This window comes from Stenotrophomonas sp. YJH_SMC_106-19 (assembly GCF_059368375.1).
Genome location: NZ_JCAFRQ010000004.1, coordinates 213,594 through 237,740, shown reverse-complemented (window position 1 = coordinate 237,740; position 24,147 = coordinate 213,594). Strand labels below are relative to the sequence as shown.

Sequence of the window (24,147 nt, the reverse complement as noted above, 5' to 3'; positions counted from 1 at the left end):
GGGGCCATCGGCTTTTTTTGTCTCCGGAAGATGTCCTCCCGGAGGCGGTTTTCCCCTTCCCTGGAGCCCCCATGGCCCGTTCCCCAAGTGAAACCCTCGACCTGCCGGTCCTGCCGCTGCGCGACGTAGTGGTGTTCCCGCACATGGTCATCCCGCTGTTCGTCGGCCGTGACAAGTCCATGCACGCGCTCGAACAGGCAATGGAGGCAGACAAGCGCATCCTGCTGCTCGCGCAGAAGTCCGCCGAGACCGACGACCCGCATGCGGCCGATCTCTACCAGGTCGGTACGCTGGCGCAGGTGCTGCAGCTGCTGAAGCTGCCCGATGGCACGATCAAGGTGCTGGTCGAAGGCCTCTCGCGCGTGCAGGTGACCCATGTCGACGAACGCAACGGTTCGCTGCACGGCCAGGCCGTGGAGATCGACGCTGCGGACGAGCGCGAGCCGCGCGAGATCGAGGCGATCGCCCGCTCGCTGATGTCGCTGTTCGAGCAGTACGTGAAAACCAACCGCAAGCTTCCGCCGGAGCTGCTGCAGACCCTGGCCGGGATCGACGAGCCTGCGCGCCTGGCCGACACCATCGCCGCCCACATCAGCGTGCGCCTGGCCGACAAGCAGCGCCTGCTGGAAACGCTGGCTGTCGGCGAGCGCCTGGAGATGCTGGTCGGCCTGGTCGACGGCGAGATCGACGTGCAGCAGATGGAAAAGCGCATCCGCGGCCGCGTGAAGTCGCAGATGGAGAAGAGCCAGCGCGAGTACTACCTCAATGAACAGATGAAGGCCATCCAGAAGGAACTGGGTGACCTCGACGACGCGCCGGGCGAGCTGGAAGAGCTGGCCCGCAAGATCGCCGAAGCGGGCATGCCGAAGGCCGTGGAAGCCAAGGCGCGCAACGAACTGAACAAGCTCAAGCAGATGTCGCCGATGTCCGCTGAGGCGGCGGTCGTGCGCAATTACCTGGAGTGGCTGCTGGGCGTGCCGTGGAAGAAGCGCACCAAGGTGCGCAAGGACCTGAAGGCCGCGCAGGATACGCTCGATGCCGACCATTACGGCCTGGAGAAGGTCAAGGAGCGCATCCTTGAATACCTGGCGGTGCAGTCGCGGGTGAAGCAGATGAAGGGCCCGATCCTGTGCCTGGTCGGGCCGCCGGGCGTGGGCAAGACCTCGCTCGGCCAGTCCATCGCCAAGGCCACCAACCGCAAGTTCGTGCGCATGTCGCTGGGCGGCGTGCGTGATGAGGCCGAGATCCGTGGCCACCGTCGCACCTACGTCGGCTCCATGCCGGGCCGCATCGTGCAGAACCTCAACAAGGTCGGCAGCAAGAACCCGCTGTTCGTGCTCGACGAGATCGACAAGATGTCGATGGACTTCCGTGGTGATCCCTCCTCGGCGCTGCTGGAAGTGCTCGATCCGGAGCAGAACAACGCATTCAACGATCACTACCTGGAAGTGGACCTGGATCTGTCGGAAGTGATGTTCGTGGCCACCTCGAACTCGCTCAACATTCCGGGCCCGCTGCTGGACCGCATGGAAGTGATCCGCATCCCCGGTTACACCGAGGATGAGAAGCTCAACATCGCGACCCGCTACCTGGTGCCCAAGCAGATCAAGGCCAATGGCCTGAAGCCGGAGGAACTGGAAATCGGCAGCGATGCGATCCAGGACATCGTGCGCTACTACACCCGCGAGTCGGGCGTGCGCAATCTGGAACGCGAGATCGCCAAGATCTGCCGCAAGGTGGTGAAGGAGATCGCGCTGGCAGGCCCGCAGCCGGTGAAGGCCAGAAAGGGCGCGAAGAAGGCCAAGGCGCTGGTCACGGTGACCGGCAAGAACCTGGACAAGTACCTGGGCGTGCGCCGCTTCGATTTTGGTCGCGCCGAGGAAGAAAACGAGATCGGCCTGGTCACCGGCCTGGCCTGGACCGAAGTCGGTGGCGACCTGCTGCAGATCGAATCGACGCTGGTACCGGGCAAGGGCCAGTTGATCCTGACCGGCCAGCTTGGCAACGTGATGAAGGAATCGGCTTCGGCGGCGCTGTCGGTCGTGCGTTCGCGCGCCGATCGTTTCGGCATCGACAGCGACTTCCTGCAGAAGCACGACGTGCACCTGCACGTTCCGGACGGCGCCACGCCGAAGGACGGCCCGAGCGCCGGCGCGGCGATGGTGACGTCCCTGGTCTCGATGCTGACCAGGGTGCCGGTGCGTGCCGATGTGGCGATGACCGGCGAAATCACGCTGCGTGGGCGGGTCACCGCCATCGGTGGACTGAAGGAGAAGCTGCTGGCTGCCCTGCGTGGCGGTATCCGCACGGTCATCATTCCCGAAGAGAACCGCAAGGATCTGGCCGACATCCCGGCCAACGTCACCCGTGATCTGAAGATCGTGCCGGTGAAGTACATCGAAGAAGTGCTTGATCTGGCGTTGGAGCGTCCGCTGGCACCGAAGAAGGCGCGCAAGAGTGCGCAGCGCGTCACGGTACGTAGCAAGGCGAAACCGAGTGGAAACGCGCGCGTCAAGCACTGACGCGCGTTGCCGAATGGCCTGAAACCCGCGTCGTTACTGGCTTTCCAGCTTGCGTGGGGGTAGGGCCACTGGTATAAAAGCAGCACTCGCAAATGAGTGATCGCTGTTGGCGATCTCTGAATCGGCGAACCGTTTCCACATGGCGATCGCACGCAGATGGCGTGCGGTTGCTTCCCTGTCGAATCCGCGGAACCCACCGCCAAAGGAGTTGTAGAGAATGAACAAGACCGAATTGATCGACGCCGTTGCTGAAGCTGCCGACCTGACCAAGGCCGAGTCCAGCCGCGCTGTCGATGCCGTCGTTGCTGCCATCACCAAGGCGCTGAAGGACGGCGATGCGGTCACCCTGGTCGGCTTCGGTACCTTCCAGGTCCGCGACCGTGCAGCCCGCACCGGCCGCAACCCGAAGACCGGCGACACCATCAAGATCGCTGCTTCGAAGAATCCGTCCTTCAAGGCTGGCAAGGCCCTTAAGGATGCTGTAAACTAAGCGGCTCGCTGGGGTGCTTAGCTCAGCGGTAGAGCGTCTCCTTTACACGGAGAGGGTCGGGGGTTCGAAACCCTCAGCACCCACCACAGCACCGCGGTAAAAGTTTGAGTGTGGAGCGGTAGTTCAGCTGGTTAGAATGCTGGCCTGTCACGCCGGAGGTCGCGGGTTCGAGTCCCGTCCGCTCCGCCACTTCAACGAGGCCTCCGGCCAAAAGCTGGAGGCTTTGTTTTCTCCCTGATCCTGATCGGGAAGAGAACACAAGCAGTACAACGTGGAGCGGTAGTTCAGCTGGTTAGAATGCTGGCCTGTCACGCCGGAGGTCGCGGGTTCGAGTCCCGTCCGCTCCGCCATTACATCGAGGCCCCCGGTCCAAAGCTGGGGGCCTTGTCTTCTCCCCGGCCTGTCCGGGACGAAGGCAGAAGGGTTGTCGCAAGCACGGAGCGGTAGTTCAGCTGGTTAGAATGCTGGCCTGTCACGCCGGAGGTCGCGGGTTCGAGTCCCGTCCGCTCCGCCATTGCGAAGTTCTTAAGTCCCTGTGAAAAAACTTTGAAAAAAGTGTTCATCGGGCTGGGTTTCCAGGGTGTCTTCGGATATACTGGGCGCCTGCAAAGTTTCAAGCGCGGAGCGGTAGTTCAGCTGGTTAGAATGCTGGCCTGTCACGCCGGAGGTCGCGGGTTCGAGTCCCGTCCGCTCCGCCAACTTTCAAAAGCCCTCGGCGAATGCCGGGGGCTTTTTCTTTGCGCGCATGTCGCCCTTGGCGTTTTTGGTCCCTGCGACGAAGCGGGTTACACTGCCGGGCTCGCCAATCAGGCCTTGTGATTCCTCACCATGCTGCAGAAACTCCGCGACAAGACCTCAGGCTGGATCGTCACCGTGATCCTGGGGCTGCTGATGATTCCGTTCCTGTTCGTGATCGACAACAGCTACCTGGGTGGCGTTGGCGCACAGAACGTGGCCAAGGTTTCCGCACCGCCGACCTGGTGGCCTTCCGCGCCGTCGTGGTGGCCGGTACGCATGCTGTGGCAGCACCATGAGATCAGCGCGCAGGATTTCCGCACCCGTTTCGAGCAGGAGCGCATGCGTGAGCGCCAGCAGCAGGGCGAGAACTTCGACCCGCGCGCGTTCGAAAGCACCGAGAACAAGCTGGCGGTCCTGGATCAGCTGATCGACGAGCAGGTCGTGCGCCTGGTCGGCGAGCAGGCGGGTGTGGTGATTGGCGATGGCGCCGTGCGCGAGTACATCATGTCCATGCCGGCGTTCCAGGGGCCGGATGGCAAGTTCAACGAGAACAGCTACCGCCTGGCGCTGGCCGGCGGCAATCCTCCGCGTACCCCGACCCAGTTCCAGGAACTGGTGCGCGAGAGCCTGCAGCAGTCGGTGATTCCGGCCGGACTGCAGAACTCCGGTTTTGTCACCCAGGCCGAGACCGAACGCCTGTTGAAGCTGCTGGGCGAAACCCGTGATGTCGAGCTGGCTGCGCTGCCGCCGGTGCCGGCTGACACGGCCCCGGTGACCGATGCGCAGATCAAGCAGTGGTACGACAGCCATGGCAAGGATTTCCGCCAGGCCGAAACCGTTTCGCTGGAGTATGTCGAGGTCAACGGTGCCAACCTGCCGGCGCCGACGCCGGCCGACGAAGCCACCCTGCGCAAGCGCTACGAGGAAGAAAAGGCCAAGTTCACCTCTCCGGAGCAGCGCCAGGCCGCCCACATCCTGATTACCGGCGACGGTGCTGAGGCCAAGGCGAACAAGCTGGCGGCCGAGGCAAAGGCGGCCGGTGCCGACTTCGCAGCCCTGGCCAAGGCCAACTCCGAGGATCCGGGCTCCAAGGACCAGGGCGGTGACCTGGGCTGGGTGGAGCGTGGCGCGATGGTCAAGCCGTTTGAAGACGCCCTGTTCGCGGCCAAGGCCGGCGACGTGATCGGTCCGGTCAAGACCGAATACGGATACCACATCATCAAGGTCGCCGCGGTACGCGGCGGCGAAGGCAAGTCGTTCGAGGACGTGCGCGATACGCTGGCCGCCGAACAGCTCAAGGCCGACGGTGAGCGCGGTTTCAACGAGCTGGCCGGCCGTCTGGTCGATGCCATCAACAAGAGCCCGAGCGACCTGGCTGCCGCAGCCAAGGAAGTGGGGCTGCCGCTGCAGACCCTGGGACCGATCACCCGCGCTACCGCCAGCGGCATCGCCAGCGACCCGGCTGTGCTGCGCGCCGCGTTCTCGGACGTGCTGGTGCAGGACGGGACCGCCAGCGATCCGATCGCCCTGGGAGGCGCCACCAACCACAGCGTCGTGATCCGCGTCGCGGCCCACACGCCGGAGCAGGCGCTGCCGCTGGAGAAGGCCCGCGAGCAGGTGATCGCCGCGATCCGTGCCGACCGCCAGCGCCAGGCCAGCGACAAGGCGGCCGAAGCGCTGCTGGCCAAGTTGAAGGGCGGTGCCACCCTGCAGTCGCTGGCTGCCAGCGAAAAGCTGCAGCTGAGCCCGATGCCGGGCCTGCCGCGTGGCCAGCCGGTGCCGACCCCGGAAATCAACAGCGCGATCTTCAGCGCGCCGGTACCCACCGCAGGCAAGCCGACCTACGGCAAGGTCGACGTCAACGGCCGTGCGCTGGTGTTCGCGGTGAACAAGGTCAATCCGGGCGACATCAAGGACGTGACCGCCGAGCAGCAGAAGCAGCTGAAGGAACAGTTGAGCCAGATCGACGGCATGGCCGCAGCCAAGGCCTACATCGACGCGATGCGCAAGAAGTTCGTGGTGCAGACCACCGAAGCGAATCTGTAAGCCCACGGCGGGCAGAACGGAAAGGCCCGGCATTGCCGGGCCTTTTTCGTGGGCGGGTGCCCGGTAGCAGGAGGATCGCGCGGCGCTGCTGTGCGCCGGTCAGTCTTCCAGGCGAAGCACCGCGCCCGGCTTGAGCACGCTGCTGCCACTCAGGCCATTCAGCGACAGCAGCGCCTTGACCGGCATGCCGTAGCGACGGGCAATGGTCCAGGCCGACTCGCCGTTGCGCACCGTATGCCGACGGCTGCGCGGACGGTCGACGGCGGCGGCGACGGTGCGGGCAACCTGCGGCGCTGGCGAGGCAGCGGGGGCAGAGGCGGGCGAAACCGAGGCCGCCAGCGCCGTCGTGCTGTCCACCACGTCGGCGGTCGCCGCTGCGACAGGGGCCAGCACCCGGGTGGTGCCCGTGGGGCGGCCACCGGCGGCCAGGGCGGGATTCAGGCGGGCGATGCGTGCCGGGTCCAGTGAGCGCTGGGCGGCCCACTGCTGGACGCTGGTGCCGGCCGGCAGGGCATGATCCTTCAGCACCGGCACGGTGCGGTCCAGCGAGGCCATGACGCCCGGCTGTTCTTCCACGTCTTCCAGCACACAGGCCAGGGCGTGAAGCTTCTCGACGTAGGCATAGGTGACCGGCGACAGGCCGGGCAGGGCCGAGGGCGTGGCGTTCTGCGCATTCATGCCCGCCTTGCGCAGTGCCTGCAGCACGCGATATTCGCCAGCGTTGTAGGCCATGGTGGCCAGCCGCCAGTCGCCGCCGAACATGCCGTGCAGGGTTTTCAGGTAGCGCACCGCGGCCTGGGTCGAATCCACCGCCGACAGGCGGCCGTCGTAGCCGTTGGCCATCGGCACGCGATGGTTGCGGGCGGTGGTGGCGATGAACTGCCACAACCCGGTCGGTCCGCTGCCATTGCGGGCATTGGGCCGGTAGCCGCTTTCCACGAAGGGAATCAGCGCGAATTCGGTCGGCAGGTTGGCCTTGCGCAGTTCTTCGACCACATAGCCGAACAGGACCAGTGCATCGTCATCCTGGTTGGCCAGGCGCGACGGGGCGTGCGCGAACTGTTTCTGCCAGCGCGGGCTGGTGGCCTCGGCGTCGCAGGTGGGTTCAGCCAGGCCATCGCGGAAGCTGGAGAAGATCTCCTGGCCATTGCGCACCGATGCAGGTGGCAGCGAAGAGGCGTCCAAGGGCAACGCAGCAGCGGCGGTGAGATTCTGGCCGATGCCAGCGCCCAGCGACTGCGCGCCTGCGGTTCCAGCCAGCCCCAGAGCGATGCCCAGGGCCAGCGGCAGACTTCGGCGCATCATGCGCGGAAGCCGTCTTTCCAATGCCGGAGACCGGCCATGACATCGACATCGTCAACGACGTCGCGCCCCAGGTGCGCCGACACCGCCGCGCGGATCGGCGCGGTGTGCACACGCAGGAACGGATTGCAGTCCAGTTCGTTGGCCAGGGTTACCGGCAGGGTGGAACGGTCATCGCGGCGCATGGCCAAAGCCTCCTCTTGGCGCTGCCGCAGGGCAGCGTTGGCGGGGTCGACATGCCGCGCGAAGACGGCATTTGACACGGTGTACTCATGGGCACAACAAAGCAGCAGTCGTGCAGGCAAGGTACCCAGCGTGCGCATCGATGCCAGCAGCTGGGACGGCGTACCTTCGAACAGGCGTCCACAGCCCAGGCTGAACAACGAATCTCCGCTGAAAAGATGTTCAGCAGTGTGAAACGCGATGTGGCTGCGGGTATGCCCGGGCACGGATAGTACGTGGAACGTCCGGCCCAGTGCCTGAACGCGTTCACCTTCGCCGACGCGTTCGGTGGCGGTGGTGATGCGTTCCTCCACCGGTGCGACCACCCGCGCGCCGGGAAAACGGGCACGCAGGGCCGGCACGCCACCGATGTGGTCGTCGTGATGGTGGGTCAGCAGGATGGTATCCACGCGCAGGCCCTGTTCGGCCAGCGCGAGCACCGGCGCGGCATCACCGGGATCGACGACGATGGCAGCGCCTTCATCATCGATCAGCACCCAGATGTAGTTGTCCGCAAATGCGGGCAGGGCAGTCAGTCGCATAGAATTGGACCATGCCCGCGCTGCAGAGCACCCGTCAAGCGAGCCTGGCCCCGTGGTTCGACAGCGAGCCGGCGGCGGCCCTGCGCGTGCTGGAGCGGCAACTGCTGTTGCCACAGCTGTCGGTGCTGCCCGCACAGCCCTGGATGTGGATCGCGCCGAGCGCTGCCTGGCTGGAAGATGCGCAGCCGGGCGGGCGCGGCCTGCGCCTGTACCGCAATGGCGGCCGCTATGCCGGCGATGCGTGCTGCGGTCTGCCGCTGCCGCTGGCCACCGAAAGCGTCAATGCCATCGTGCTGCAGCACGTGACGGCCGCTGATGCCGACCAGCTGCTTGACGAGTGCGAGCGGGTGCTGATGCCCGGCGGCCATCTGTGGTTGAGCAGCCTTAATCCGTTCAGTCCGTTCCGCACCCACTGGCGCCAGCATGGCCTGACGGTGCGTACGCCGCAGCGGATCCGCCAGCTGCTGGGTCGTCACGGGCTGGACTGCGACGACATGCGCTACCTGGGCCCGCTCTGGCAGGGCGCCGGCAGTCGTGGCCGCGGGGGTTGGGCCCCGCTGCGCGCGGCCTGCCTGTTCCATGCCGAAAAACGTACGTTGGCCCTGCCCGGGCCGACACCGCTGCCGGTGCGCTGGCATGGCACCGTTGCTACCTGATTCTGGAGCTGTATTGAAAACCATCGAAATCCATACCGACGGATCCTGCCTCGGCAATCCCGGTCCCGGCGGCTGGGCCGCGTTGCTGCGCTACAAGGACCACGAGCGTGAACTGAGCGGCGGCGAAGCGCATACCACCAACAACCGGATGGAACTGATGGCGGCCATTTCCGGCCTGGAGGCGCTGACCGAGCCCTGCAACATCGTGCTGTTCACCGACTCCCAGTATGTGCGGCAGGGCCTGACCCAATGGATGCCGGGCTGGATCCGCAAGAACTGGAAGACCGCCGGCGGTGATCCGGTGAAGAACCGCGAGCTGTGGGAGCGGCTGCATGCGGCGACGCTGCGGCACCAGATCGACTGGCGCTGGGTGAAGGGGCATTCCGGCGATCCGGACAATGAACGCGTCGATACGCTGGCGCGCAATGCCGCCATCCAGATCCGCGATGCCAGCCCGGTAAACTGAGCCCATGCGTCAGATCATCCTCGATACCGAAACCACCGGCCTGGAGTGGAAGAAGGGCAACCGCATCGTCGAAATCGGCTGCGTGGAGCTGTTCAAGCGTCGCCCCACCGGCAACAACTATCACCAGTACATCAAGCCGGACTGTGAGTTCGAACAGGGCGCGCAGGAAGTCACCGGCCTGACCCTGGACTTCCTGGCCGACAAGCCCGAGTTCGCGCAGATCGCCGACGAGTTCCTGGCGTTCATCGACGGCGCCGAGCTGATCATCCACAACGCGGCATTCGACCTGGGTTTCCTCGACAACGAGCTGTCCCTGCTGGGGCCGCAGTACGGGAAGATCACCGATCGCTGCACCGTGATCGATACCCTGGCGATGGCGCGCGAGCGTTTCCCTGGCCAGCGCAACTCGCTGGATGCGCTGTGCAAGCGGCTGGGCGTGGACAATTCGCACCGTGCACTGCACGGCGGCCTGCTCGATGCGCAGATCCTGGGCGATGTCTACATCGCGCTGACGTCAGGGCAGGAAGAGATCGGCTTCGGTCTGGGCGAGGACGAGGCCGGCGCGGGTGGCGCGGTGCTGCAGGCGTTCGATGCTGCCAAGCTGCTGCCCCGTCCGCGCGTGGTCGCCACCGCATCGGAACGTGAAGCGCACGCCGCGCGACTGGAGCGCCTGCGCAAGAAGGCCGGTCACGCGCTGTGGGACGGCCCGAAAGTGGAAGAGCCCGCCAGCGCGTAGACCCTCGGCGCAGGGTGCACGTGCGGTCCGCTGGCTCAGTGGCAGCGGACCAGGATCACGCTGATGTTGTCGCGGCCGCCGCCATCAAGCGCGGCGGCGACGAGCGTATCCACGCATTCCTGTGCGCTGGCGTCGTCGAAGGCCAGCGTGCGGGCTATACCGCGATCATCGACCTCCTCGGTCAGGCCATCGCTGCACAGCAGCAGCTGCATGCCGGGACGAAGTTCGCCACGGGTGGTGGCCACGTTCAGGTGCGCCGGATCGGTCACGCCCAGCGCCTGGGTGACCACATTGCGGTGCGGATGCGCGCGCGCCTGCTCCGCGGTCAGGTTGCCCTGCGTGACCAGTTCCTGCACCACGCTGTGATCCTGGCTGAGCTGGGCCAGCTGGCCGTCGCGCCACAGGTAGGCCCGGCTGTCACCGACCCAGGCCACTTCGTAGCGATTGCCCTGCACGCGCGCGGCGACCACGGTGGTGCCCATCGGCAGCGTATCGTTGCGTCGCCGCGAAGCGCGGATGATCTCTTCGTCGGCCGTGCGGATGGCCTGCTCCAGCGACGCGCCGCGGCGGATCTCGCGGACGATGGCTTCGCGCGCCAGCGCGCTGGCGACCTCGCCGCAGGCGTGCCCGCCCATGCCATCGGCCACCAGCCACACGCCCAGCTCGCTGTCACCGTAATAGGTGTCCTCGTTGAGCTCGCGGCGCAGGCCGGGATGGGTGAGATGTCCGAATTCGATCATGGTGTGCGGGGCGGAGTAGCGCGGGGGAGAGGGCATCATCACGGCGTGACCGGCATCCGGCAAGGCATGGCGGCAGGAAAATTGCGCCGCAGGCCCCAGGAGACTTGTCGGCAGCCTCACTTCCTCGTATGATGCGCGTCCCCGGTTCGCCGGGGACCACCCGGAGAGGTGGCAGAGTGGTTGAATGTACCTGACTCGAAATCAGGCAGGCGTTTATAGCGCCTCGGGGGTTCGAATCCCCCCCTCTCCGCCAGATGAAGAAGAAAGCCGCCCCCCGGGCGGCTTTTTTCGTTGTCCCGCTGGCCGCGCGCGTTGCGGGGCGGCAATGGATCTCCCCTCGGGGTGCTGCGGGTTAACATGTACGCATCACCTGCTGGAGCTCCCCCATGACTGCTGAAATCCTCGTTCCCGTGTCCTTTGGCGAACTGCTCGACAAGATTTCGATCCTGCAGATCAAGTCCGAGCGGATCAGCGACGAGGGCAAGCTGGCCAACGTGCGCAAGGAGCTGTCGGCGCTGGAGCAGACCTGGATGGCGCACCCGGCCGCGGTCAAGGACATCGCCAAGCTGCGCGGTGAACTCAAGGCCGTCAACGAGCAGTTGTGGGACATCGAGGACGACATCCGCCTGAAGGAGAAGGCGCAGGCGTTCGACCAGGGCTTCATCGACCTTGCACGCAGTGTGTATCTGCGCAACGACGAGCGTGCGCGCATCAAGAAGGCGATCAACCTGGCACTGGGCTCTGCCTACGTGGAAGAGAAGTCGTACCAGGATTACGCACAGCGCGGGTGAGATGGATCCGCCGGGCGTCGCCCGGCGCTACCGATGATCCATCGACTCAGGTGAGGTGGTCGGTCACGTAACGTTCGAAGGCGGCGATGCCGTCCTCGACCGTGATCAGTTCCATCACATCATCGAACTCGATCTTGGTGCCCCACTTGAGGTCGGCGGCCTGCTTGCCGAGATACTTGCGTGCGGCGTCGTCATAGCGGTCCACGCAGTAGCGGCGATCCGAATACGGGCCGCTGCGGTGCGGGTTGCTGGCCGCGTGCAGGCCCAGCACCTTCGCTCCCATGGCATTGGCGATATGCATCGGTCCCGAATCGGGTGTCATCACCAGATTGGCGCGTGCCAGCAGCGCAGGCAGCTGCTTGAGCGTGTCCTTGCCGACCAGGTCCAGTGCCGGCGTGTGCAGCTGGGCCTGGATCGCGTCGGCCATGCTGCGTTCCAGTTCACTGCGGCCACCGCACAGCACCACCTGCCAGCCGCGCTGCGTGGCATGGTTGGCGACGGCCGCATAGCGGTCGGCGTACCAGTTGCGGCGGACGTGGCTGGAGCAGGGCGAAATCATCAGTACCGGCCGGCCATCATCCTGCCACTGCGCCGCGGCCCACTCGAACGCGGACTGCGGCACGGCCAGGTCCCAGCTCACGTCGGTCTGGCGCAGGCCCAGCGGCTCGCAGAAGCTGCCGATCGCATCCAGCACATGGATGCCGGGGCGGTCCGGAATGCGTTCGTTGATGAACAACCCATGCAGATCCTTCGAGCGGCTGCGGTCGTATCCGATGCGGCGTTCGGCCGGGATGAACGCCGACAGCAGGTTCGCGCGGAAGGCCACCTGCATCTGCAGCAGCGCCTCGAAGCGCCCCGGTGGCAGCTGCTTGCGCAGCTCCTTGACGCCGGCCATGCCGCTCTTCTTGTCGTAGGCGTGGAAGGTCACGCCCGGCAGACCCTCGAGCAGCTTCTGCCCGGCCTTGTCGATGATCCAGTGGATCGGCGTGTCCGGGCGTGCGGCCTGCAGCGTACGCACCAGGGGCACCACGTGGGTGACATCGCCAAGTGCGGACAGGCGCAGAAGGCACAAGGATGAGGACGCTGATGCCATGTGTTGTTAGACTCAAAGAAATGGTCGCATTCGACGCCAATGAAGCGCTGACGCCATGCCGCGAGGGTCGCGGCATCGGGGCCATTCTGTTCGACCGCGAGCGCCTGCGGCAAGCCGACATCGGCCTGTTCTCTCCCCAGCACTGGGGCAGCCGGGCCCGGCCGGTGGGCGAAGGGGGGCGTGGCAGCGCCTGGTTCGTCGACGCGCCGTTCGGCCCCAGCGTGCTGCGCCACTACCTGCGCGGTGGCCTGGTGGCCAGGATCAGCCACGACCAGTACCTGTGGCGGGGCGCCGACCGGACCCGCAGTTTTGCCGAGTTCCGGCTGATGCGGGCCCTGCGCGCGCTGAAGCTGCCGGTTCCCCGGCCGGTGGCGGCTTTCTACATGCGGCAGGGCATGCGCTACCGGGCGGCGATCCTGATGGAACGGATCGAAGGGGTGCGTTCGCTGGCCGACCGCGCGCTGGTTGCCGGACGTGGCGCGCCGTGGGAAGAGACCGGTCGGCTGATCGCCCGCTTCCACCGTGCCGGCCTGGACCATGCCGACCTCAACGCGCACAACATCCTGTTCGACAGCAACGGCCATGGCTGGCTGATCGACTTCGATCGTGGCGTCATCCGCATTCCGGCCACCGCCTGGCGGGAGCGCAACCTCAAGCGCCTGCTGCGCTCGTTGATCAAGCTGCGCGGCGAGCGCAGCGTAGAGGACGTGCAGAAGGACTACGCGCGGCTGCGCCGCGCCTATGACATGGCCTGGAACCGGGGCACCTGATGGACTGGTCGTTGCGTTTCCTCGGCGTCGGCAATGCGTCGGCGGTCGAGTTGGGATCACCGATGTCGGTGATCGAGCGCGAAGGTCGGCCGTGGTTGACGATCGACTGTGGCGGGGAAGGCCTGACCGCCTTCAGGGCGCACTACGGCCACATGCCGCAGGCGCTGTTCATCACGCATGTCCACCTGGACCATGTGGCCGGTTTCGAGCGGCTGTTCGTGGATACCTACTTCAACGCGCAGCGGCGTGGGAGGGTGCGCCTGTATGTGCCGGCCACCGTGGTGCCGCTGCTGCACAGGCGCATCGGCGATTACCCCAATGTGCTGGCCGAGGGCGGTGCCAATTTCTGGGATGCGTTCCAGCTGGTCGTGGTCGGCGACGCGTTCTGGCATGAAGGCGTGCGCCTGGAAGTATTCCCGGCACGCCACCACTGGCCGGAGACCGCCTATGGGTTGCGCCTGCAGGGCGCGCTGACCTGGAGCGGTGATACCCGGCCGATCCCGGAGATGCTGGCGCGGTACGCCAGTGACAACGAGCTGATCGCCCACGACTGCGGCCTGCACGGCAATCCATCGCATACCGGGGTCGATGATCTGGAGCGCGAGTACAGCGCTGAGCTGCAGGCGCGGATGATGCTGTACCACTACGCCAGCGTGGCCGATGGTGCTGCGCTGGCCGCGCGCGGACACCGCGTGGCACAGCCGGGCCAGTGCGTGCCGCTGGCGACCCCGACCGCGCCGCACGTGCTGGCGCAGGATCCGCCGTGAATACCTCTGGCCAGCCTGCCGACGCGGCGCTGGCGGCCGAGCTGGAACATCTGGAACGCGCGCTGCACACCCCGCAGGTGCGCGGTGATCGCGCGCGGCTGTCGGAACTGCTGGATGAGGATTTCAGCGAGATCGGCAGCTCCGGCCAGTGCTATGGCCGTGCGGCTGCGCTGGCGGAGATTCCGCTGGAGCGGGCGCAGGTGCAGATCGAATCGGAGCAGTACGCGGTCTCGTTGCTGGCACCAGACCTGGCCCAGGTGCGTTATCGCAGCCGCTACCACCTGGATGGCCAGCCGCAGCGCTGGGTGCTGCGCAGTTCGTTGTGGCGCAGGCATGGGCAGGGATGGCGGGTGGTATTCCATCAAGGGACGCCCGAAGCACGGTAGCGCCGGCGAGGGGGCCAACCAGGGTTGACCTCTTACCAGAGCGCGGCACTGCCAGAAAGGCGATGGCCCCGCCGGCTGACCTCGGCGCCCGCGTCGATCGATACCGTTGCTGCCTTCCGGCCCTGGCGGGGTTTTCGACCTAGCGTCGCGAGGGGCCGACGGGGCCACCATAGAGACGTTGGCCGCCCGGAGGCGGCCTGTTCACGGATCAGGGGAAGCAGCGCGGGGTGCGCCGGAGACCACAGCCGGACTGCGCATCGGCTGGCCGATGGCAGGCGCGCATTCTAGCGCAGGCAGGCGTATCGACGCCAGCGCCATGCGCTGAATCTGCTGTAACCCGCGGCGCGTGTTCGCGGCCGGGCGGCGCGGGCGTTGCTAGAATCCCGGGCCAGGAGGAACGACCTCCCCCGCATCGGGAATCAATGACCAGGACGGCCTGGCCCTGCCAAGAGGAGGGCCGTCATGGCCTGGATCTATCTGTTGTTCGCTGGCCTGCTGGAAATCGTCTGGGCCGTGTCGATGAAGCAATCGGAAGGCTTCACCAGGCTCACTCCCACCCTGGTCACCCTCGCCGGCATGATCGCCAGTTTCTGGCTGCTGGCCGTGGCCATGCGCAGCCTGCCGCTGGGAACGGCTTACACGATCTGGACCGGCATCGGCGCGGTCGGCGCCTTCGTGGTCGGCATCGTGTTCCTGGGTGAACAGGTCAGCCCGATGCGGATCGGCGCGGCGGTGTTGATCGTGTCGGGGCTGGTGCTGATGAAGCTGTCCAGCAGTTGAGGCTGGGCGGAGTTTGCTGGACAACCGACTCTGGCTGCCAGACAAATAAAAAAGCCGCCCGATGGGCGGCTTTTTCATTCATCTGGCGGAGAGAGGGGGATCGGATCGACTTGAACCTAACCCCTTGACCCTGCAACAGATCGCAAACCGGACATGTGTCCTGTGTTGTGTCCTGCCCATCATAGCCGTCCACTGGCCGGCATTGTGCAAGGGTGATAGCCGTCTACCAAGACAGCGGAGGCGCTGCCGTAAGGACTTTGGTTGCGATGCTCAGACCGTGAAGAGACTGGAAAGCTGAATGGGTCCCTCTTGCATTGGGCGTTGGAGGTCATATGATCAGCGACATGAAGCAATTCTTTAGCCAGTTCACCATCGCCAAGCGAGGGCAGAAGGACACCTTCTACGAGGTCAACCGTGACGGTGCCCTTGTGCTTAACCGTGATGGGCTTCTTAAGTCTGGCCGCATGAAGCGTCAGCTGGACGCCGCACGTGATCTTCGCGACCTCAAGGTTGCCAAGGAAAAGGGTTCGTCGCCCAAATGACGAGCTTGGCCCTGCTGGCCGTCCTCTTGGCGGCGGGCTGGTATTTTTATCGCCAGTGGCGATACACGCGATTTGAGGCACTCCACCATCCGGGGCACCCTCAGTATTTCGGCGCTGCTCTGTGCTCGGTTTACTTGTTCGGCATCAGCGCCGGGCTGCATGCGTTGGCGTTGCGGCATTCCACCTACAGCTTGTATCTAGGCAAGCTCCAGGGGATGTTGCCCCTTCAGATAAGTGATAAGCAGTCGGCTGAAGGGCTGACTCTGCATCTCGCGATCACTCTGTGGTGTCTACTCCTTGGGGCCGCGCTTCCAATCCTGCTCAATGTTCCGTTGGTCCGAACCCGATCACTTGCCCAGTTGATCGCCTCGCGTCACGGCGCGATTGACGCCATCGAGAGCCTTGCTATCAAGTGCGAAGAGGATGGCACGCTGGTTGCGTTGACCCTAGACAACAGCAAGGTTTACGTCGGCCTGTTGGACGAGTTCACGGGCCCGAGAGTGGGTAAGGAGTGGGTGGGCATGACCCCTGTTGCGTCAGGCTACAGGGATGACAAAGGTAAGCTGGTCTTCACGACCTACTACGACATCAAGCTGCCGGATGACGCGACCATGGAGATATTTCAGGTCATAGTCTCGATGAAGCAAATCATCTCCGCGCAGGCCTTCGATCTGGAGCTCTACAAACAGTTTCAGCAGCCTGAGGCGCATACTCAAGCCGTGGCGGACAGGAAAGAGCTTGCTCCTCAGCGATCTTCCCTGGTTGTGGACAATACCCGGCACGCCTTCTATCTGGGACTGCCCATTCTCCTGCTTTTGTCGCCTTACGTCGGATTGAAGTCCACCATTGGTGGACTGAGCATGGTCATTGTGGCAGGTTTGTCCTGCCTAGCAGCTGAGAAGCTACGACGACGGCAGGTGAAGCCTGGAGCGGACGTGAATTCCACTCACCTGGAAACGGATGAAGTGCATTTCGTATAGCCAGCTCCAGAGCGCAATTCCACGAGCACTGGATGGCAAGCGAAGAGCCGCGGCTCCAAAGCTGCCCGGTGATGCCTACACGGTGTTACTCGCCTAACTTAGCGAGCCATTTGGAAATGAGTTGGTGAGAGGCACTGCCCGGATCCCTCAGAATGGAGATGGTGTCGGTCATGGTGGTCTTCTCCCACTTTGCCGGATGGGTGACGAAATCCGCGTAGTAGCCCAGCACTTCGACCTTTCGGAAGTGGCGGAACCACACACCCAATTCTGCTTCCGGAGCTCTGATGTAGTTGTATGGCCCGGTGACCCGGGCCAATGCGCACGGATAATGGTGGGCGACGACTAAGATGATGTCGCCTACCTCCATGCAGTGCGCGAAATCCCAGTAGTCTCGCTGGCTCTGGTCGATGTCTTGTTGCTTCACATCCGTCAGATCGCCTGGGGGACTTGCAAAGTCCAATCCCACGTATCCCAAGCCGAGTGACCGGGTGGTATGAGCGACTGCTCGGGTGCTGTCCGAAGGGTGCAACTGCATGCGCCAGAACGTCATAGAAATCCCTTTCCTTGGATGTGTGGTGAGAGCGACGGCTTAGTCGGCCTTCACCTAATCCTACTGGGGGATCCAGCCCGGTGCGAGGCAAATTTGTGGCTGGTTGGTTGCTTGGTCCAACGCAGATTCTCGGACGGCCATGTGTGCCTAGTAAGGCGTATCAACCAAGGTTGGTAATCATCGGCTTTATGGCAAATGCCCCCGGCGCACCCATCAGGCTGCGCACCGTCAGAGCCCAACACTGCTACCACGCAAATCCCTTGTCTCTCGCCTGAGCCACACGGGCCTCGGCCGGATGCCGCAGTGCCGCCTTCCGGCTTGCGCGTCGGGCCATGAGCGGCCCGACGACGAATCCGAAACGTCCTGGGAAGGGCTGGCGCAGGTTGACGAGGGTCTACCTCAATGCCGTTGACCGGACCAGGCCATAGACGGCCCCGCCCAAGACAGGCACCACCACGTGCGTCGGCACCAACGCCAGGACGAGCAGGCTGAAGATCGCCCGGGCTTGCTGAGGATGTGGCAGCAGGTCAGCGAAGCCCATGCCCAGAAAAGAGGCCAGATGGGCAGCCACCACGATGGCCCAGGTCACGAAGAACCCTTTCCAGAACCCGCTTCGCTTGGGCGAGGGCGGGGCGTACGGTTGCCGCTGGGCCTCCTCCTGACGCCGGTAGGCCCGGGCGTTGATCCAGTAGAGAAACCCCAACACGGCCCAGGTGGCCAAGCCGCCCGCGATAGCGAGCCAGCCCAGCGGGGCGCCCTGCTGCAGGGCCTCAAGGCCGCCGGCTACAAAGAGCAGGCCGGCGCCTCCCAGCAGGACCGTCGCGCAACCGATATGGGCGTAAGAACGCGTGGTCATGGCGGCCTCAAAGCTTGTGGGCGGTCCACTCGCCGGACGCTTTCGAAAAGCGGACCGGCTGAACGAACGGCCGGGCCTGGGCGACGCCGCCGATGTCCAAGACGACCGATCCTCCCACGTCGCAAATCACTCCCTCGGCCGTTTCCGATTTCTTGCAGCCGCTCAGGCTGAAGTCTCGGTATTCCTTCACCCAGACTTGGCTTCCCAGCACGCGCTCAAACTCAGCGGTAATGGCTTTCTTGGCCTGATCGTCGGAGGGTTTGCTGCCGCAGGCCGTCAGCGCGGAGGCAATGGTCAAACTGAGAGCGATGGTCCTGATCGTGTTCATGAAGGTCTCTTCCTGGTCGACGTGGGGTCTTACTTGTCGCGGTTGCCGGCCGGATCAAAGCCGGCGATCCACACGCGGGTGTCGCGGAACGGCGTCAAGATTCCGGAAGGACCGGGATAGAGGTCATCAGCTCGCAGGAAACCGGAGACCCAAGCGGCGCTCAAAGCCACTTTCCGGGCCTGCCACGCCACACCGTCGCGGGTCGTACGCACGTTGAACGGCTCGCGGGGCGGCGTGGGGCCGGTGGTCCGGTCGTCGCCGGTGTTCGGCTTCCCGGCGCGAACCCTCAGGCCCACCATCAGGTCGGTGGTGGCCTTGGCTCGAGCGTTGCTGTTGAGCTCCGCTTCTTCGCCCAAGTCGTCCTGGATGGTCAACGGGGCGTCCGCGCAGGCTCGGAACGTCTCGGTCGTGGAGGCGGTAGCGCTGGTCCAGATCCGGGCTTCCACGGTCCAACAGGGCAGGCTTGCGCCCCATTCCTTGTAGGTCAGTGCGACCCGGGGCCAATCCAGCCGGCCCTGCTGCGCGCTCTGGTGGTCCTCGTTCTTGAACAGCCCGTTGATGCGGCCCGCACCACTGATCGGGGTGTAGAGGGGGCCAGCGACCGACGCGGTCCGGAGGGCCGGCTTGGCCCCAAGCGCTTGCTGGCCGGCGTCTTTCAGGCTCTTGCCGAGCTGATGGAAGAAGCCGGGCCTTTCACCGGTTTGATCCGAATTCGAAGGGCTCTGCGCGTCGGCAGAGAAGTGCGGGCAAAGGCCCAAAGCCAAGAGCGCGACGAGCGCCCCTTGTTCACGATGCTTCATCCAAATCCCCTGCAAAACCGCCTGTTTGACGGTATTTGCAAATATGGCAAATGCAGGACAAGATTGGAAGCGGCAGACTAACGGGTCAATTCAGCATTCGTTGGTTTTCTCCATGCCCGCAGCACTCCCCCCCGCCTCTACCTTTGGTCGCCGCTTACGCGAGGCGAGGCTGAGCAAGGGACTGACCCAAGCTGCGTTGGGAGCGGCGCTGGGGTTGGAGGAGGAAAACACTGCCGCCCCTAGAATTTCTCGCTACGAGAGAGGCGATCGGATGCCGGACAACGAGAGCATGGCAAAGCTGGCGGAGGCCTTGGAGCTGCCCGTCGCCTACTTCCACGCTGTCAGCGAGCCTATGGCAGAGGCGATCTTGTTGATGTCTCAGCTCTCAGCAGACAGACAGGAAGAATTGATCCGGCTGATGAGGATCTTTAGCAAGTCGGAAACTGGACGATGACGCTGGAAGAACCCAATGATGCCCAATGCTTTCACTCACTACTATGCAACGCTTGAGCTATGCTCAGGGAGCGCCATGGAGGCGCCAGAAGCTGTGCAATGAAGCGAGAAGAAGCGTTGGAAGTTGCGGTTAAACTCACAGCAGCGCTGCTGCATTCGGATTCATACGGGCCACGGGGGAATTTGGATCAAGATTCCGAGCTGGCCGTTCGTCTGTTTGAGCAAGTTTTCCGTAAGCTCGAAGACGCTGACATTTGATAGGCGAGGAAAATTGGCTCCGGTCGACAGAAGTTGGCCGGAGCGCTGATTAGGGAGATCTCGTTAGGGATGCTCTGAACACCTGACGGTGCAGAGCATCCTTAGTGGTCATCCGTTTCGCTTGGGGCTGCCGTTTAGTTCTTAGATGCCTAGACGCATTCTTCGAAGAAGCTTGAAAAAGCGCGGCTGGGGCGTGCATCTGGGCTGAGAGGGATGGCAAGGCCTGTCTAATGCCTTCGATCCATGCCCGCCTCCCATCGTCAATTCCGGCTTCTTCAAGCTCTCTGTCGCTCAAGCTGACCGGCAAGCGGCTTGATGTCATATGAGCCCCAGCAGGCCGTAGCGAGGGCCTGACCGCCAGGGGGAAATCCTGCTTGGATCACCTTCTTTCCTCTCTGCTGGACAAACTGGACGGCGGGCACCATATCCGCGTCAGAGGTGACAATTACCGCAGAGTCATAGGAGTCGGTCACTGCAAGTCGTATCACGTCAGTGACCAAGAGGGTGTCGATCCCTTTCTCGGTGGTGCCCCGAAGTTCCTGGCCGCACCCATCGTGAGGGCAATGAGTGATGTCTTCGTGGCAGGTAGTGCACTTTTGCACGGACTTGCGCTTGCGCTCGCGGATGGCCACGTTCACGCCGGGTTGCCGGTTAAGCCACGTATTAGCCCACTTGGCAAACTTCTCACCGGAAGGGTTCGCCGGGTCGTAGGACGTGTAAACATAAACGCCTTGATAGGACAGCAGCTTGGGGTCGACGCTCAGAACAGGGCAGGCGTGATTGGCGAGCAACGGGCCCACAACTTGCCAGTCGATATCACTCTTGTAGCGGGCGGCAAGCTTCTTCTCCTCAGCCATCTTCTTTTCGAAGGTCAGGACGAAGTTCCAGTAATCGATGAACACCGCAATTCTCACGTTACTTCCCTGTTCAGGTATGTGGGGTTGACTTTAGCACTTTTCGTGTCTATAGTGCCGCCAACTTAACCCGTCCACGGTCGCTCCAATGAGCAATTTCAGGCCTGGACCGAAATGATCCCCAAGGGCGGCCATGTGCCGCCCTTGTACTTTTTCTGGCGCTCGGCCACGTCTGGCGTATCAATCTTTCGCTAGCAATGAGGATGGGGATGGCGTTCCAATCAATCCCCCAAGCCGTGGCTGGCCTCAAGGATGCAACTTGCTCGGATCACCCAATTGTTCCGCAAACTGCCCCCTCTGGTATCGCGGCAACTCCACGTTGGGCCGATAGAGCTCCAGGGCGCTGATCTGCTTGCTCCGGGTGACCTGTGGTTTCTTGTGGAGGTAGTGCTTGCGCAACACCTGGACCCGATCCCGGGGATCGGTGCTGTGGCCGGTGACCAGCGCTATCTCCCTCTCCGGGACATCGTTCACATCGAGCTCGGTCGCCAGGGTGTGGCGGAAGGCATGGAGCCCCATTTCTTTGGCGAATGCTGCTCTTAAAGTAGCGGCCAAAGTCCACCACGAACCATTGACCCGCGGCCATTAGGCAAGTGTTAGCCCAGCGCACCGTCAGCGCCCGAAGAGCGCTGGCATGGTTCACGATCCCTATTGTTAGCTAGATCAGAAAATCGGTGGGTGACTTCCCGGCTTGGACCAGCGCCGCCATCCACTTGGGCTGTCTGCCGCGCCCAGTCCAAGTCTCGTTCGGATTGGCCGGGTTGCGATACTTCGGAGCCACCTTGCCCAGTTTGCGGGCCGAAGGGCTTCTCCGGACGTTTGTCTTCTTGGACTTGCTGGGCGCCGCCGCATCAGGAACTCCGTAGAGTTCCTTGATTGTGTAGCCATGATCCTTGACGTATTTGTTGATCTTGGCACGCATGGCAGCAGCCTTCGGGCGTGTCAGGATCTTGGTCTGCTGCTTCTCTGCGGTGCTGATCAAAGAGCGCAACTCTTTGACCGACAATCCCGTCAAATCGATAGGCATTAGAGATTTCCTCAAAATGGACAGCCGTTAGCCTAGTGTGGAACGAGCTTGATTGCCACACGCGCGGTGGCCGGGTGGCCATTATGGGTAGAACTTGCTGGGGTCGGAAAGCTGTGCTGCGAACTGACCTCGCTCATACTTAGGCAGTTCAACGCTAGGCTGGTAACGCTTGATGGTGCGAACCTTCTTTTTTTGAGCCAACGCCGGTTTTTTGTGGAAGTAGGCCTCGTGCAAGACGGCGACACGCTTGTTGGGTGAATGCCCGGTGATCAGTGCGATGACCTCTTCCGGGATGTCCTGGTGATGAAGTTCTGTGGCGATGGTGTGGCGGAATGCATGAAACCCAACACCCTTTCTGAAGCCCAGACGCTTCATGTAGGTGCTGAACTGGTTGAGTGCCGCTTGGCTGTAGCGAGCGTTTGAGTCGCCCGTTTTGCGGTTGACGCCCGCCGAGAGGTGAGGGAAAAGCCTGGGATGGCCGCACTCCCGAATGTCCTCCACGAAGTCCAAGAAACCAGCGTCGATGAGCTGCTGTGCGATGGGCACGTCCCGAATGGCGGACCTGCCTTTCAAGCGTTGTCGGCTTCTGCCTCGGTTCTTATGCGCTAGGTCTGGATCGATCGTGACTCGAATGCGGAGCCACCACATGCCCGCCTCCTGAACGATGTCCGCAACCTTCAATTGCGCGACTTCGTTGATGCGTGCTCCCGTGTAGAGGCCGATCATGGGCATCCACCATCGATGCGGATGGCTCTTTGCCCACGGAACAAAGGTCTCCGGTGCGAAGATTTTCTGCAGGTCTGACTCGTCGAACAGGCGCTCCGCCTTGTCTGCGTCTTCGGCCAAGTCTTCCTTGAACTTCTTGAAGGGCGCCATGGGGGAGGCCGGAATCGCGTTGGCCTCGACTAGGCCTTTGAAAAAGGTGGAAAGGAAGCGGCGATGCTTCTCAAGCGTCTTGGGCGCCAGCGGAGGAACGGCCAGTTCCTTGCCCAGCGCGACTGCCTGGTCATACGTGTAGCCGCGATACTTGGGGTCAGAGAGAAGCAGCGGCGGAGCCCACCGCAGCAATTCCCAGAGGCGATAGATATGGGCATGGTCGATGCGGGAGACGGGGATGTCGCCACACGCCATCTTGAGCAAGGTGAGCGTGCGGAAGGTGGAGCCTGTCGTGTCCTTCGCCAAGCCTCGGTCATCGCGGGACCTAACGTAATCCGCTATCTCCACTGAAAGAAGACGAGGGGCGGATGCGACAGGCAGCGGGACAGGGTATTGGGTGCAGCCATTGGCCCGGCGGCTGCGACGTTGGCGGTCGTCGGCCCGGTCAAGCATTTCTTGAGCGTGGATGGCAGCCTCTCGGCCGGTGATGTTCAATTCCTCGATGCGAAGATTGCCTACCTGGATGCCCCTGAGCTGGAGAGTGCCCATGGGGTGGAGTAGGTATTGGTGGAGGTGTTCTAAAGCGGGGGAGGGCATTGCTTGGCTTCCATCGGAACGATGGAAGTACCAATAGAACAGGTCCCAAAATGGTCAATACAAAATCGGGATCAATCTGAACGCCGTAAGTGTTGCGCAACGCCACGACCAGCTCAAGGAAGTGTCACATTTGTACCGGGCTGGTTTGCGCTACCATAATTAGTAAAAACAATGAGTTGGCGATTGGTCCATCCGAAAACTCAAGAGTCATTTTGGTACTGTTTAATGGGATTAAGCTAACAAAGTCTTGCTGTAAAGATGAACGGAAGATAAATGTATGCTTTTTCTTGTTAGTTTTAATGATGAGAGGGCTGCTCAATCCGAAAGAATCTAGTGATTAAGCGTCAGGAAGTCGGCCATCATCTCTTCAAGTTTTGCGATGTCGCGATGTAGCTCCTTGCGGATGCGGGAGGCATCGGCACCTGCTGCACGGCGCTCCTCCCGTTCGATGTCCGTAGTGGGGTGCGGCGAGTCATGAATGACATTGTTAGCTTCCCATAAATCCACCAGCGGCACGTAGATATGATCCCACACGAAATCGTGGACGGGTTTGCCAAATAGCCACCTTAGCTCCTTGAGACTGTCGGCAACCCTTTGTTCAGCGTTCTCCTTCGGACGAGCATTGAAGGCGTATTGAGCACTCTCGCGCAGGGCTTCGTATGCCTTCAGTCGACGATCAAAGAGTTCGTGCTTGAGCTTGTTCCTCGCCGTTTCCGCCTGTTGCTGTGCGGTGCGCCATTGGCGGTATGCAATGTAGACAACCGCGCACGCCACGGCCAGTTGGCCCAACCCTGTGAGCAGCTTGATCGCCAGGTCAGCACTCTCAAAGTTCATATCGACCATTATTGTATGCATCCATTGTTGGCAGGGTCTGAGGATCTTGTTAAGGTTCTTCCGCGCGGGCGGGTCCGCGCTGAAA

General features: G+C 63.1%; 27 protein-coding genes, 6 tRNA genes, 1 other RNA gene and 1 pseudogene. 21 read left to right on the top strand and 14 right to left on the bottom strand.

The features are described 5' to 3' along the window. Positions 1 to 71: 71 nt before the first annotated feature. The 8 genes from lon to AC5P5M_RS13770 all read left to right on the top strand — a co-directional run bounded on the left by lon (position 72) and on the right by AC5P5M_RS13770 (position 5,796). Complete coding sequence (lon, locus tag AC5P5M_RS13805) at positions 72 to 2,522, top strand: endopeptidase La (RefSeq protein WP_053520353.1); 2,451 nt, start codon at positions 72 to 74, stop codon at positions 2,520 to 2,522. Positions 2,523 to 2,739: 217 nt separating this feature from the next. Beyond that, complete coding sequence (locus tag AC5P5M_RS13800; RefSeq protein WP_005408270.1) at positions 2,740 to 3,012, top strand: HU family DNA-binding protein; 273 nt, start codon at positions 2,740 to 2,742, stop codon at positions 3,010 to 3,012. Positions 3,013 to 3,023: 11 nt separating this feature from the next. After that, a tRNA-Val gene (locus AC5P5M_RS13795) sits at positions 3,024 to 3,098 on the top strand. Between the two features lie 26 nt (positions 3,099 to 3,124). Continuing rightward, a tRNA-Asp gene (locus tag AC5P5M_RS13790) sits at positions 3,125 to 3,201 on the top strand. 84 nt (positions 3,202 to 3,285) lie between these two features. Next, positions 3,286 to 3,362 (top strand) — tRNA-Asp (locus tag AC5P5M_RS13785). Positions 3,363 to 3,449: 87 nt separating this feature from the next. Continuing rightward, positions 3,450 to 3,526, top strand: a tRNA-Asp gene (locus tag AC5P5M_RS13780). A gap of 107 nt (positions 3,527 to 3,633) precedes the next feature. Further along, positions 3,634 to 3,710 (top strand) — tRNA-Asp (locus AC5P5M_RS13775). 130 nt (positions 3,711 to 3,840) lie between these two features. Next, positions 3,841 to 5,796 carry a peptidyl-prolyl cis-trans isomerase gene (locus tag AC5P5M_RS13770; protein WP_197600975.1) on the top strand — a complete coding sequence of 652 codons (1,956 nt, stop codon included), beginning with the start codon at positions 3,841 to 3,843 and terminating at the stop codon, positions 5,794 to 5,796. A gap of 99 nt (positions 5,797 to 5,895) precedes the next feature. On the opposite strand, the gene AC5P5M_RS13765 is transcribed toward AC5P5M_RS13770, so the two are convergent. Both AC5P5M_RS13765 and gloB read right to left on the bottom strand, forming a co-directional pair. Next, positions 5,896 to 7,101, bottom strand: a complete 1,206-nt coding sequence (locus AC5P5M_RS13765; protein WP_065182465.1) for a lytic transglycosylase domain-containing protein — start codon at positions 7,099 to 7,101, stop codon at positions 5,896 to 5,898. Beyond that, positions 7,098 to 7,862, bottom strand: a complete 765-nt coding sequence (gene gloB, locus AC5P5M_RS13760) for a hydroxyacylglutathione hydrolase (RefSeq protein ID WP_053519052.1) — start codon at positions 7,860 to 7,862, stop codon at positions 7,098 to 7,100. The genes AC5P5M_RS13765 and gloB overlap by 4 nt, the downstream gene beginning before the upstream one ends. Positions 7,863 to 7,873: 11 nt before the next feature. Between gloB and AC5P5M_RS13755 the strand changes: the two genes are divergently transcribed. From AC5P5M_RS13755 to dnaQ, 3 genes are read left to right on the top strand one after another with little or no spacing between them, the layout of a single operon-like run. Then, a complete protein-coding gene (locus AC5P5M_RS13755) occupies positions 7,874 to 8,518 on the top strand; it encodes a methyltransferase domain-containing protein (RefSeq protein ID WP_053519054.1) in 645 nt (214 codons plus the stop codon). A 13-nt stretch (positions 8,519 to 8,531) separates the two neighbouring features. Then, the gene (gene rnhA / locus AC5P5M_RS13750; protein WP_053519056.1) at positions 8,532 to 8,984 is read left to right on the top strand and encodes a ribonuclease HI; all 453 of its coding nucleotides are present in this window, start codon (positions 8,532 to 8,534) and stop codon (positions 8,982 to 8,984) included. Between the two features lie 4 nt (positions 8,985 to 8,988). Then, a complete protein-coding gene (gene dnaQ / locus AC5P5M_RS13745; protein ID WP_053519058.1) occupies positions 8,989 to 9,720 on the top strand; it encodes a DNA polymerase III subunit epsilon in 732 nt (243 codons plus the stop codon). A gap of 35 nt (positions 9,721 to 9,755) precedes the next feature. Here the strand turns inward: dnaQ and AC5P5M_RS13740 are convergent, their stop codons facing one another. Beyond that, positions 9,756 to 10,460 (bottom strand): PP2C family protein-serine/threonine phosphatase, encoded by a 705-nt coding sequence (locus tag AC5P5M_RS13740; protein ID WP_053519060.1) that lies wholly within the window; start codon positions 10,458 to 10,460, stop codon positions 9,756 to 9,758. Positions 10,461 to 10,622: 162 nt separating this feature from the next. On the opposite strand from AC5P5M_RS13740, the gene AC5P5M_RS13735 reads away from it, so the two are divergent. Further along, a tRNA-Ser gene (locus tag AC5P5M_RS13735) sits at positions 10,623 to 10,713 on the top strand. 133 nt (positions 10,714 to 10,846) lie between these two features. Beyond that, complete coding sequence (locus AC5P5M_RS13730; protein ID WP_053519062.1) at positions 10,847 to 11,251, top strand: DUF6165 family protein; 405 nt, start codon at positions 10,847 to 10,849, stop codon at positions 11,249 to 11,251. A 46-nt stretch (positions 11,252 to 11,297) separates the two neighbouring features. Here the strand turns inward: AC5P5M_RS13730 and AC5P5M_RS13725 are convergent, their stop codons facing one another. Further along, on the bottom strand, positions 11,298 to 12,344 hold the full coding sequence (locus AC5P5M_RS13725; protein WP_053519064.1) for a glycosyltransferase family 9 protein: 1,047 nt from the start codon (positions 12,342 to 12,344) through the stop codon (positions 11,298 to 11,300). A 20-nt stretch (positions 12,345 to 12,364) separates the two neighbouring features. Between AC5P5M_RS13725 and AC5P5M_RS13720 the strand changes: the two genes are divergently transcribed. The 3 genes from AC5P5M_RS13720 to AC5P5M_RS13710 are packed head-to-tail and all read left to right on the top strand — an operon-like array spanning position 12,365 to position 14,267. Continuing rightward, positions 12,365 to 13,114, top strand: a complete 750-nt coding sequence (locus AC5P5M_RS13720; RefSeq protein ID WP_053519066.1) for a 3-deoxy-D-manno-octulosonic acid kinase — start codon at positions 12,365 to 12,367, stop codon at positions 13,112 to 13,114. Further along, entirely contained in the window at positions 13,114 to 13,881 is a 768-nt protein-coding gene (locus AC5P5M_RS13715; RefSeq protein ID WP_495206040.1) for an MBL fold metallo-hydrolase, read from the top strand. Before AC5P5M_RS13720 ends, AC5P5M_RS13715 begins: the two co-directional genes overlap by 1 nt. Further along, positions 13,878 to 14,267 (top strand): nuclear transport factor 2 family protein, encoded by a 390-nt coding sequence (locus AC5P5M_RS13710; protein ID WP_053519070.1) that lies wholly within the window; start codon positions 13,878 to 13,880, stop codon positions 14,265 to 14,267. Before AC5P5M_RS13715 ends, AC5P5M_RS13710 begins: the two co-directional genes overlap by 4 nt. A 65-nt stretch (positions 14,268 to 14,332) precedes the next feature. Here AC5P5M_RS13710 and ffs read toward each other — a convergent pair. Further along, positions 14,333 to 14,429: signal recognition particle sRNA small type (gene ffs / locus AC5P5M_RS13705), an RNA gene on the bottom strand. Positions 14,430 to 14,729: 300 nt separating this feature from the next. Here ffs and AC5P5M_RS13700 point away from each other — a divergent pair. From AC5P5M_RS13700 to AC5P5M_RS13690, 3 genes are all read left to right on the top strand, one after another. Beyond that, complete coding sequence (locus tag AC5P5M_RS13700) at positions 14,730 to 15,047, top strand: DMT family transporter (RefSeq protein WP_053519073.1); 318 nt, start codon at positions 14,730 to 14,732, stop codon at positions 15,045 to 15,047. 344 nt (positions 15,048 to 15,391) lie between these two features. Further along, positions 15,392 to 15,589, top strand: coding sequence for a hypothetical protein (locus AC5P5M_RS13695; protein WP_495206039.1), 198 nt, complete (start codon positions 15,392 to 15,394; stop codon positions 15,587 to 15,589). Beyond that, positions 15,586 to 16,569 (top strand): hypothetical protein, encoded by a 984-nt coding sequence (locus AC5P5M_RS13690; protein WP_495206038.1) that lies wholly within the window; start codon positions 15,586 to 15,588, stop codon positions 16,567 to 16,569. Before AC5P5M_RS13695 ends, AC5P5M_RS13690 begins: the two co-directional genes overlap by 4 nt. An 85-nt stretch (positions 16,570 to 16,654) precedes the next feature. On the opposite strand, the gene AC5P5M_RS13685 is transcribed toward AC5P5M_RS13690, so the two are convergent. The 4 genes from AC5P5M_RS13685 to AC5P5M_RS13670 form a co-directional block, all read right to left on the bottom strand. Then, complete coding sequence (locus AC5P5M_RS13685) at positions 16,655 to 17,119, bottom strand: DUF8426 domain-containing protein (protein ID WP_111103506.1); 465 nt, start codon at positions 17,117 to 17,119, stop codon at positions 16,655 to 16,657. Between the two features lie 394 nt (positions 17,120 to 17,513). Next, positions 17,514 to 17,975, bottom strand: coding sequence for an ABC transporter permease (locus AC5P5M_RS13680; RefSeq protein WP_495206037.1), 462 nt, complete (start codon positions 17,973 to 17,975; stop codon positions 17,514 to 17,516). A gap of 7 nt (positions 17,976 to 17,982) precedes the next feature. After that, positions 17,983 to 18,303 (bottom strand): hypothetical protein, encoded by a 321-nt coding sequence (locus tag AC5P5M_RS13675; RefSeq protein ID WP_100449540.1) that lies wholly within the window; start codon positions 18,301 to 18,303, stop codon positions 17,983 to 17,985. Positions 18,304 to 18,332: 29 nt separating this feature from the next. Next, a complete protein-coding gene (locus AC5P5M_RS13670; RefSeq protein ID WP_495206036.1) occupies positions 18,333 to 19,103 on the bottom strand; it encodes a hypothetical protein in 771 nt (256 codons plus the stop codon). Positions 19,104 to 19,146: 43 nt separating this feature from the next. On the opposite strand from AC5P5M_RS13670, the gene AC5P5M_RS13665 reads away from it, so the two are divergent. Then, the gene (locus AC5P5M_RS13665; RefSeq protein WP_495206035.1) at positions 19,147 to 19,557 is read left to right on the top strand and encodes a helix-turn-helix domain-containing protein; all 411 of its coding nucleotides are present in this window, start codon (positions 19,147 to 19,149) and stop codon (positions 19,555 to 19,557) included. A 98-nt stretch (positions 19,558 to 19,655) separates the two neighbouring features. Then, positions 19,656 to 19,814, top strand: a complete 159-nt coding sequence (locus AC5P5M_RS13660) for a hypothetical protein (protein ID WP_181451890.1) — start codon at positions 19,656 to 19,658, stop codon at positions 19,812 to 19,814. 275 nt (positions 19,815 to 20,089) lie between these two features. On the opposite strand, the gene AC5P5M_RS13655 is transcribed toward AC5P5M_RS13660, so the two are convergent. From AC5P5M_RS13655 to AC5P5M_RS13635, 5 genes and pseudogenes are all read right to left on the bottom strand, one after another. Next, positions 20,090 to 20,716, bottom strand: coding sequence for an NYN domain-containing protein (locus AC5P5M_RS13655; protein WP_181451889.1), 627 nt, complete (start codon positions 20,714 to 20,716; stop codon positions 20,090 to 20,092). 258 nt (positions 20,717 to 20,974) lie between these two features. Next, positions 20,975 to 21,302, bottom strand: a pseudogene (locus AC5P5M_RS13650) (integrase); the annotation flags it as partial. Between the two features lie 84 nt (positions 21,303 to 21,386). Beyond that, complete coding sequence (locus AC5P5M_RS13645; protein ID WP_111103485.1) at positions 21,387 to 21,755, bottom strand: H-NS histone family protein; 369 nt, start codon at positions 21,753 to 21,755, stop codon at positions 21,387 to 21,389. Positions 21,756 to 21,836: 81 nt separating this feature from the next. Next, the gene (locus tag AC5P5M_RS13640; protein WP_447934171.1) at positions 21,837 to 23,228 is read right to left on the bottom strand and encodes a site-specific integrase; all 1,392 of its coding nucleotides are present in this window, start codon (positions 23,226 to 23,228) and stop codon (positions 21,837 to 21,839) included. A 330-nt stretch (positions 23,229 to 23,558) separates the two neighbouring features. Next, complete coding sequence (locus AC5P5M_RS13635) at positions 23,559 to 24,062, bottom strand: hypothetical protein (RefSeq protein WP_495206034.1); 504 nt, start codon at positions 24,060 to 24,062, stop codon at positions 23,559 to 23,561. Positions 24,063 to 24,147 lie beyond the last annotated feature (85 nt).